Below are 9,089 nucleotides of genomic sequence, written 5' to 3'. Positions count from 1 at the left end.
ACTTATGGAGGATGCCCCTCTCTTGTCAATTTCCACAGATAATGAGACTATCTCGGCCTCGACCAGCAGCAGGGAAACCGGGTGTTCACCCGGGAACTGCTGAAGTGTGTCGACCATTTGGCTTTGGAACCTTACGGCCAGGCATGCGTGCAGCTTGCGTGTGTGTTTCTGAATCGCAGTGCGTTTGGGCTGCGGCCCGCAAGAAGGCGGTCCGCCTTTGGGGAGACAGATCATGTGCTCACTCGAATCTTGTCATCGTTGTCGCGGTTGCCAGGTGTTTCCGCTGTCCGGCTCTGGTGTCGGCCTGCTGTGCCTGACAGTGCTTGTCCTCCTGGGAGGACAGCGAGTCTGCCAGGCTGAGGGATTCCACTACGACTACAACGCCTCTCCGATACATCTGCAGATCACGCCGCCGGAGGGTAATCGGTCGGGGCTGTACATCGACCGCACGGTGAACCTGTGCGACGACCCGGTCGGTAGCTGGGATGATCTGAAGCTTCGTTGCGGGGACACGACAGCTTCGACACCTTCGCCGGGAGTTATAACCTCGCCAGCTTCGGGCTGGCGCCCGGCGAAATGCCCCTGCAATTGCGCCTGACGAACCCTGACGATCCGGTCTTTTACCTGGACGACATGATGATCGCCACGCGAGCGCCGGAGCCGGCATCCCTGATCCTTCCGGCGCTGGACGCTGCCTTCCTGCCGCGCCGGCTGAAGTGACTCACATCGAGCAACCGGATGCGTGGACCACAGGTTGTGAATTGGATGACGTACGGCTCTGGTACGCTCAAATCTTGAGCAACTGAATCGCTTGGGGTGCTCTTCGGCGTACGTGGGCAGCGGCACAAAGAGACTGGGCATGCGCACATCGTCGTGGTTCAGGACACCGACGGCGTCTGGCGGTCGGCCTGGAGCGGGGCGGCCATGACATTCGGGGCGACTCTCTCACAAACTCGATCGTAAGCAGGACCCATACAACAAAGCGACGACGCCGCAAGGGGATCGTTCCCTCACGATCGCCTCGGCGAAAGGGGGGTCGCAGTCCTGAAGGAGGGGCATGAAGCCTCACGAGGCCAAGAGGGAGGACCGGCCTGTTGCCTGCTTGCCTCGCAGCCCTCCGGATGTTAACCTGTTTTTACGTTCAATTGGGCGTTCGCGGGGAACGAGGCCCCCGAGGCAAGCACCCCCGAAAGGACGCCTCGTCGCCGAAGTGGCGGAATTGGCAGACGCGCTGGATTCAAAATCCAGTGCCCGCAAGGGCATGAGGGTTCGACTCCCTCCTTCGGCAATCACACATGACCCATGCCAATGACGGCCTTTCGCGGAATCGAGCATGTCTGCCAGTTTCAATGCCCGAACACCCCTTCCGGCTGCCGGCGGTACGCCACGACGAACGAAGTAGTTGAGAACATGAGGCTGCTCTTCCTGCGATGATCTGCGAAGCCCCCTGCCCGGCCGAAGGCAGACTCGTCGCTGATATCGAGCCGAAGCCGGATGTGTTATCATTACCCCAGGACAAGTCACAATAACCGCCGCCAAGGAGAACGTCGACTGATGGCCACTAATGCCCAACCCGACCAGCATGCGCCCGCTGCTTCCTCAGAATCCGACGCCGGCTCACAAGCCCTTGGGCAAGCGCCGCCTCAGTCCAAGCGTCGGCGCCGGCGCTGGTGGATCCGCCTGTCCCTGGGCATTCTGCTTCTCTTGATCATCCTGGTCCTCCTTGCCCCCTATCTGGTATCGACCGCAATCGGCTCCAGGCTGATTCTGTCCCTGGTCAACGATCAGATCGAAGGTCGCGTCGACCTCGAAAGGCTCTCTTTGTCGTGGGGCGGACCGACGAAGCTCACCGGGCTGACCGTGCTGGATCCGGCCGGCAGAGAGGTCCTGACCGTCGAGCAAGCCGTTTGGACCGGCGGCGCGTGGACCGCATTGCGATCCCGGCAGCAGCTCGGCGAAATCAGCGTCGATTCACCGCAGGCCGTGCTGTACATCGACGAGCACAATCGAATCTCATTGGTTCAGGCCTTCAGTCTTCGCAAACCGGCCGTCAGCACAAAGCCAATCTCGGTTCCGCCGGTAACCGGCAACGTGAGTCTCAATAAAGGCTCGGTCCGCCTGGTGCGGGTCGACGGGCGAACGTACGATGTGCCCCAACTGAACGCGAAGTGTCACGTGGACGCCATGCAAGACCTGAAGGGCACGATAGAAGCAACTCTCGCCGACGCCTCAACCGTGGCCTTCGACGCAAGTGTGCGGCAGTTTGTGACGAAAGGCCAACTGGACGTGTCTCAAGCATCGGGGCAGATCAGAGTCGCCACTGGCGGCGATGTGGACATTGCCGGTCTCGCCCAATTCCTCCTGGATCAGGCCAGCGCGGCCGGAAGAGCACACTTTGACGGCGGGCTGACCTTTAAACCAGGCGAGGCGCTGGTTGACCTTAAGTCGCATGCGACGGCTATCCAGATCACCCGCGCCAACACGCCGGCGATCAACCCCACCGATCTGGCAATCGAAAGCCACAGCCGCCTGACGGCTGAAGCGATGTCCGCAGATGTGTCGCTGACCGGACAGGCAGGAAACGCACACGTCCGCCTGGCTTACGCCCCATCCGGCCAACCGGTCCGCATCTCGCCGCAACAGTTGCTGTCCGCAGCGCTGACGGGGAACCCAATCGCGATGCCAGACTTGACCGCCGACGCAGGTGCCAATCTGAATCTCGCCGCACTGGCACAGGCGATACCGGCCCTGCTCACCATCCGGCCCGGGGTACAAATCACTGGCGGACAGCTCGGAATCGAGGATTTGAGCATTCGTGGCGGCGCTCAGCCGGCCATGAAAGGAACGCTCCGGCTGGCGGAACTGACCGCTGTCGACAACGGGCGTACAACCCGCTGGGAACCGATCACTGCAGAATTCGACGTGTCACTGGAGGCAGGCCAGGGCCTGAAGATCCGCCAAACCCAGGTCGAATCGGGCTTCGCGCGCGTCATCGCCGGCGGCAGCGCTTCGGACCTGCACGCCGACCTCACGGCGGACCTCGCAAAAATGGGCCAACAGCTCGGTCAGGCAGTTGACGTCGGTGCGAAGGTGCCCGCCGGGTTTATCACGGGAACGCTCCGCGTGAAGCGAGCCGGCGACGACCGCATGGACTTCGCATGCGACCTGGTCGCCAGCGACCTGCGCTACAAGACGGACAAGGGTCAACTCGATGCTGCGAAGGCAACACTGAAGCAGTCAGGTCACCTGCAACTGGCCGGCGCAGAGGTCACGAGACTCGTAACCTCCAGCTTCACCGCCGACGTCGACGGCCAGGTCGTCGCCACCGGTTCCGGGTGGTTTGACCTCCAGCGCGGCACTTACTCGGTCGACGCAGACGTTGAGAACGCCGACCTGGCTTACCTTGGTTCCAAGGCAACCGGGTTCGGCGTGGAAGGTCTGAACCGCTACGCGGGAACGGGTGTCATCCATGTTGAGATCGATCGAGCCTCGCCCGACGGGCCAATTGTCTCGGGCGGACAGGCGACGTTGCGTAACACCACGGTGGACGGCGAGCCGCTTGCCGGGCAGGACGTTGTGCTCGCATGGTCGGAAGCGAGCTGGTCGCCGGAACCCGGCGCCTTGAGTGTCAACACCGCAGAGTTCAGAAGCGACCTGGCACACGCAACCGCCAGACAAGTCTTGCTGAAGACTCGTGAGGGACTCACCCTGAACGGCAAGGTCGAGGCGATCGCAGATTTGGCCCAGTGCTTTGCGACAGCCGGCCGCATCGGCCAGTGGAAGACCCTACCGCGAATCGCCGGTCGGCTCGCGCTCACCGGCACCTGCGCTTCGGCCTCGGGCACCATCGCCACATCGGGCAACTGCCGAATCGAGTCCCTCGAGATCGGTGCCGGCAAGCAGGCTATTCGCGAAGACCAGCTTCAGCTTGTATACGACGCGGCCGTAAACACGCGAGAAAGGAATATCACTCTCAAGCAGTGCGAGCTTGCCTCGAGACTGCTGTCGGCCAAGATGACGGGCACCATCGATCACTACGCCACCGCGTGCGTTCTGTCGCTGTCGGGCTCCTATGAGGGATCCTGGGACTCCATGACCGCGGTCATTCACGAGCTGGTCCCGGCAACCCGCGACTCGCTGTCTCTTTCCGGCACCACGGCAGGTGCATTCACCGCCAAAGGCGCGGCGTATCAGCCGGAGACTCGGCCGGTTTATCGCGGCGTTGCCGCCGGGCTGGATGTCGGCTGGACCTCGGTCAAGGCATACGGTGTCACCCTGGGCCAAGCACAACTCTCGCCGGTCCTGCGCGACGGCGAACTTTTGATCCCAGTGACGGCGATCCCGGCGAGCGTCGGGCAAGTCCGCCTCGGCGGCCTGATCGATCTTCGCACGTCGGACCCGACGTTTCGCCTGCCCGGCAGAGTCCTTGTGGTGGAAGGAGCCCAAGTCACCCCGGAGGTCGGCCGGCACGTGCTCAGCAGGATCAATCCCATTTTCGCTTTTATGACCCGCGCCGAGGGCACACTCTCACTGGCAACGGAAGATATCGTTCTGCGGCTGAGCGATCAGATCAGACAAAGCGGCAGCGGCAAGGGCCGACTGGATCTCAAGGACTTCAAGGTGCAGTTCGGCGGGCCGATGGCCGTGCTGCTCGAATTGGGGGCCATGGACGAGCGGGACATGCTCGCGGTGACGATGGACGGTGTGGACTTCGCCCTGAAAGACGGCCGAATCCGGTACGACAACCTCACCATGGTGTTCCCCGAGAACTTCGACCTGAAGTTCTCCGGCTCGGTTGGGCTTGACGAAACGGTCGATCTGACCGTCTCCGTACCCGTCCGGGCCGCCCTTCTCGAACGATTCGGCGTCCGCGGGCCGGTGACCGAATACGCACGCCTGCTGGAAGGTGCTCGCGTGGCGGTTCCGATGACCGGCCATCGGCTGCTGCCGAAGGTGGACCTGAGCCGCGTGGATATGAAGCCATTGGTCGAACGTGCGATGCGGGCAGCCGTAACAAGGGAAGCGCCCGGCGTAATAGACGCTCTCCGCAAGCCAAAACAGGATTCGACGGACAAAACGCCGACCAAGCAACCACCGCCCGCCCAGCCGACGACCAAGCCCATCGAGGACAAAGCCAAAAGGTTGCTCGACGAACTCCTGAAAGACCGAAAGAAGACCGACAAGCCAGCGCCGAAGAAACGATAAGGGCAGTCATGGTCTACCCGGCATGATCAGATCGTCCCGTCGGCTGTGAATACGGTTCGCCGTCGAACGCAGCACCCGCGTCGATGGCCTCAGCCGTTGAAATACAAATACGCAGCGAGGATCACACAGAGGACCAGGGCCGTGCTGGCGATATCGCGCCAGTCATAGCTGCGCCGTGTCTCAAGGCGGTCGCGATCCGTGATGGTTCCGTAAGTAAGGCCGCGAATGCGCTCATAATCCGGCGCTCGCGTAACGTAGCTTACCAGTGTCATAACCAGCGCGCTGACCACGAAGATGATCACGCTGTAATATTGGAAATTCATCTTGTTGACGATCCAGAAAAGCGAACCGCTCGGGTAACCATTCTCGAAACCCGCCAGCTTGAGAGCCACAGGGGTGTCAACCGCCAAGCGGAAAACGCCCAGGGCAAAGCCGACGACCAGGGCCGCCAGACAGCCGGCCGCGTTCAAACGGCGGAAAAAGACTCCCAGGAAAAAGACCGCGAAAATCGGCGGGCCCAGGTATGCCTGAACCGTCTGCAGATAGTCGTACAAACCCTTCTGTCCGCGCACGACCGGGATCCAGATGAGGCTGATCAGGACCATCGCCACCGTAGCCATGCGCCCCACCCAGACAAGCTCCGCCTGCGAAGCCCTCGGCCGAAACTTGCTGTAGAAGTCGATGGTGAACAGCGTGGAAGAGGCATTGAAGACGCCCGCCAGCGAACTCATCAGCGCGGCCAGCAACCCGGCGACGACCAGCCCGCGAACGCCGACGGGCAGAATGTGTTGCACGAGCAGCGGATACGCCGCCTGGGCCTTGAAACGGTCCAACTGGCCGTTGTTGTACAGGCCGTCGTGCAACTCCTGCATTCCGCTCTTGGCCAAGGCGAAACAGATCATGCCGGGAATGATGAACAGGAACACTGGCAGAAGCTTCAAAACACCGGCGAAAATAGCACCGCGGCGGGCCTGAGTCTCGTTGGGGGCACCCAATGCCCGCTGAACGATGTACTGGTCCGTACACCAATACCACAGCCCCACAATAGGGGCACAGAACAGCATGCCGATCCAGGGATAGTTCGTGTTGAAATACCAAGCCTGCCTGACGACCTGACCGGCAGCGTCTTTGACTTCGACCGGCGACCAAGCGGCCTCGACGCCGGGAGGCACCAGAGGCTTCCAGAGGTTGAACATTTCCGAGCCGCAGACCTCGCGCAAGTGACCCCAGCCGCCGATGGCCTTGAGGCCGAAGAAGGTCACCGCCGCCGAGCCGAAAATGAGGATGAACGTCTGGAGGGCCTCCGTATAGGCCACCGCACGCATTCCGCCCAAAACGGTGTAGATGCCGGTGAGCAGGACGACCAGAATAGACCCCACCCAGAAGCTGTCCAGATGAATGCCCCCGATGTCCAGGCTTGCATCGGGCAGGAGGGCGCTGTAGACGACACCGCCGGCGAAGATGCCGACCGCGATCTTGGTGAGCACATAGGCAAACAGGGATATCAGAGACAACAGCAGACGATTCTTGGGCGAGAAACGCTTCTCCAGGAACTCAGGCGTGGTGAAGACTCTCGAACGAGCATAAAACGGCACGAAAACCCACGCGAGCACGAGTACGCACCATGCGTGCAGCTCATAGTGGGCCAGAGTCACGCCGTCGGTCGCGCCCGAGCCGGCAAGGCCGACCAGGTGCTCGGAGCCGATGTTACAGGCGAAAATAGAGGCCCCGATGACGAACCAGCCCAGGTGTCGGCCGGCCAGGAAGTAATCGTCGGCGGTATTCTTAGTGCGGAGGATTACCCACCACGCCAGGCCCAGCAGGATCACGAAATACAGAGCGATGACAATCCAATCTAACAGATGCATGTAACTTACCTCATTTCCAGCGTTCGTGATGCGCCATGCGGGCACAAGAGTAAACGGCGGACACCGGTTTTGGCAACAAGTCGACCCGGACCGCGGCCCTCGCCTCCAGCCAACGATCCTTCGAGCGTCGACGTGCTGCAGCCTGTGACTGAGAATCACTGCTCGCTGGAAAAACGCGTCGGACTCCTCTTCAGAGACCACGCGGACAAGGCGCGACGTCGCACTACGACGGCGCACATCGGTCCTTGAGAGTCCAGACATCTGAGGGTTTATGTTCTATGCGGCCGGCTTGCTTCCCTCGGATCTGTCAAGATCCAGCCGTTCACGGATGAATTCCGCGAGGAATGAGGTTTTGGCGGCGCCACAGACAGGCCTGGGGGCCTTTTGAAGTGTGCCGGCGTCGTCCGCCAACGCGGCAACCGTGATCTTTTTCGCATACTTGCCGGGGTGGCCCCTGCGGCGTAGGCAGGTCGCCGATGGCGGGGCGGCCGGGAACCGGACCGGCGCCTGCCGGCAGAGCCGCTACACCTGCCGGACGAACAGTCGGACGGACCACGTCCGCGAGGAATGAGCGAAGGATATTCGCCGGTGAATCGCGACCCACAACGGTTCAAACGCCTGATCGATCGATGGATCGACCTGGAGATCGAACGCTCATGACTCACCATGCAGATTGGAGAACCACCACGGAGTCGGCGGGCTGAAACTCGGTACTCTCGAGAAGCGCAGACACGAAAGGAATATGGACTCTCTGGCGTGCATGGGGTCGTGAAGTGGGACAATCCTGGGGCTTGGCCGGCTTGATGTCACCACGTGGCTGGAGCCTGGGATCACCGTGCACCGGTGCCAACATGCCTTTCGGAAAGCGTCGCCGCAGATCGGCTCGCTGTTGCAAGAGCTGCGCCGGGCACCAGCTTCTTCTGCTGAATGTCTTGCCGAGTTTTCGGTCCAGAGAAGCTTGTTTGCTGGGCTCCGATGGGTATTATGTAGAGCAAACGCTGATGGCTTGCTCTACTTAAGCGGGCAGTCAGTCGGAACGTAAGGTTTTGCTAGTGGAACGTAAGGTCTTGCTAGCAAAAGATTTGGGTCGACTTGCGGGCGTAGCTCAATTGGCAGAGCATCAGCCTTCCAAGCTGAATGTTGACGGTTCGAACCCGTTCGCCCGCTTCGTACATAAACCACGCCGCTCCCGATAGTTGCGGGAAGCTGCCGGCGTTCGGCAGTGCGGCCTGAAACGCAGAATCGCGGGGTGCCACACCGCGCTGTGCGTTTGGGAGGTCGCGTATGCCGAAAACGTAGCCTATCGCTCTCGTAAAGGGACTTCCCAAGCCCTTGTTACCCTGACCGACTGGGTTACGAAGAAACGCCGGGACTACTGGCTCGGTGAGTACGCTACGCCCGAAAGCGGTGAAGCCCATCACCGCATCATCGCTGACTGGACGATCGGCGGTTGTCGCTGACCCAGCGCCAGAGGAATACGTCCCGAAACCCCTGCGGCCGGCCCGACGCTTATCGAGATCGTTCAGGCCCCATTGGCACTGGACACAAGCGCACTATCGCCCCCGGCACGCAGGGGCTCTGAAGCCTGCGCGGCGACTACTCCGACAGTTCTATGGACACAAACCCGCGGCCGATTTCGGACCCACGGATTTGCGTCTCCTCAGGGACGAAACAATTCGGGGTAGCGAAACCGCGGATCCACCTCGCCAACCTTGGTCTCGCAAGTACACCAACGAGCAGGTCAAGAGGCTTCGACAGTTGTTCGAATGGGCGGCAGCTCAGCAATTGGCGCCTGTGATCGTCTATCAGTCCTGCGGCGGACCGCCTTTTTGCGGGCCGCAACCCGAGCGCACTGCGATCCAGAAACATGCGCGCAAACCGCACCGCTCTCTGGCCGTAAGATTCTGCTGCGAGCCCTGGCTTGCGGGGATCCGCAGGGGGCTGTGGTGCTTCGGCAATCCGGGCATGTTCTTTGACAAGAGCATACGCGAGATTGGCTTGCCACTGGCCGGGTTG

5 protein-coding genes and 2 tRNA genes are annotated in these 9,089 nt (G+C 61.4%); 6 read left to right on the top strand and 1 reads right to left on the bottom strand.

The features are described 5' to 3' along the window. The first annotated feature begins 501 nt into the window (after positions 1-501). The 3 genes from PLL20_20525 to PLL20_20515 all read left to right on the top strand — a co-directional run bounded on the left by PLL20_20525 (position 502) and on the right by PLL20_20515 (position 5,205). A complete protein-coding gene (locus PLL20_20525) occupies positions 502-720 on the top strand; it encodes a hypothetical protein (protein HPD32385.1) in 219 nt (72 codons plus the stop codon). Between the two features lie 484 nt (positions 721-1,204). After that, positions 1,205-1,288 (top strand) — tRNA-Leu (locus PLL20_20520). 266 nt (positions 1,289-1,554) lie between these two features. Beyond that, a complete protein-coding gene (locus PLL20_20515) occupies positions 1,555-5,205 on the top strand; it encodes a hypothetical protein (protein ID HPD32384.1) in 3,651 nt (1,216 codons plus the stop codon). A gap of 89 nt (positions 5,206-5,294) precedes the next feature. Here PLL20_20515 and PLL20_20510 read toward each other — a convergent pair whose 3' ends face one another. Further along, on the bottom strand, positions 5,295-7,073 hold the full coding sequence (locus tag PLL20_20510; GenBank protein HPD32383.1) for a sodium:solute symporter: 1,779 nt from the start codon (positions 7,071-7,073) through the stop codon (positions 5,295-5,297). Between the two features lie 1,094 nt (positions 7,074-8,167). Between PLL20_20510 and PLL20_20505 the strand changes: the two genes are divergently transcribed. The 3 genes from PLL20_20505 to PLL20_20495 all read left to right on the top strand — a co-directional run. Then, positions 8,168-8,240, top strand: a tRNA-Gly gene (locus PLL20_20505). A 29-nt stretch (positions 8,241-8,269) separates the two neighbouring features. After that, positions 8,270-8,533 carry a hypothetical protein gene (locus PLL20_20500; protein HPD32382.1) on the top strand — a complete coding sequence of 88 codons (264 nt, stop codon included), beginning with the start codon at positions 8,270-8,272 and terminating at the stop codon, positions 8,531-8,533. A gap of 190 nt (positions 8,534-8,723) precedes the next feature. Beyond that, positions 8,724-9,089: hypothetical protein (locus PLL20_20495; GenBank protein ID HPD32381.1), on the top strand; the 366-nt coding region annotated here is incomplete at its 3' end.

This window comes from Phycisphaerae bacterium (genome assembly GCA_035384605.1).
In the GTDB taxonomy this organism is placed as follows: Bacteria; Planctomycetota; Phycisphaerae; order UBA1845; family PWPN01; genus JAUCQB01.
The sequence above is the reverse complement of the archived record's forward strand: the minus strand, read 5'-3'. Positions and strand labels throughout refer to the sequence as shown.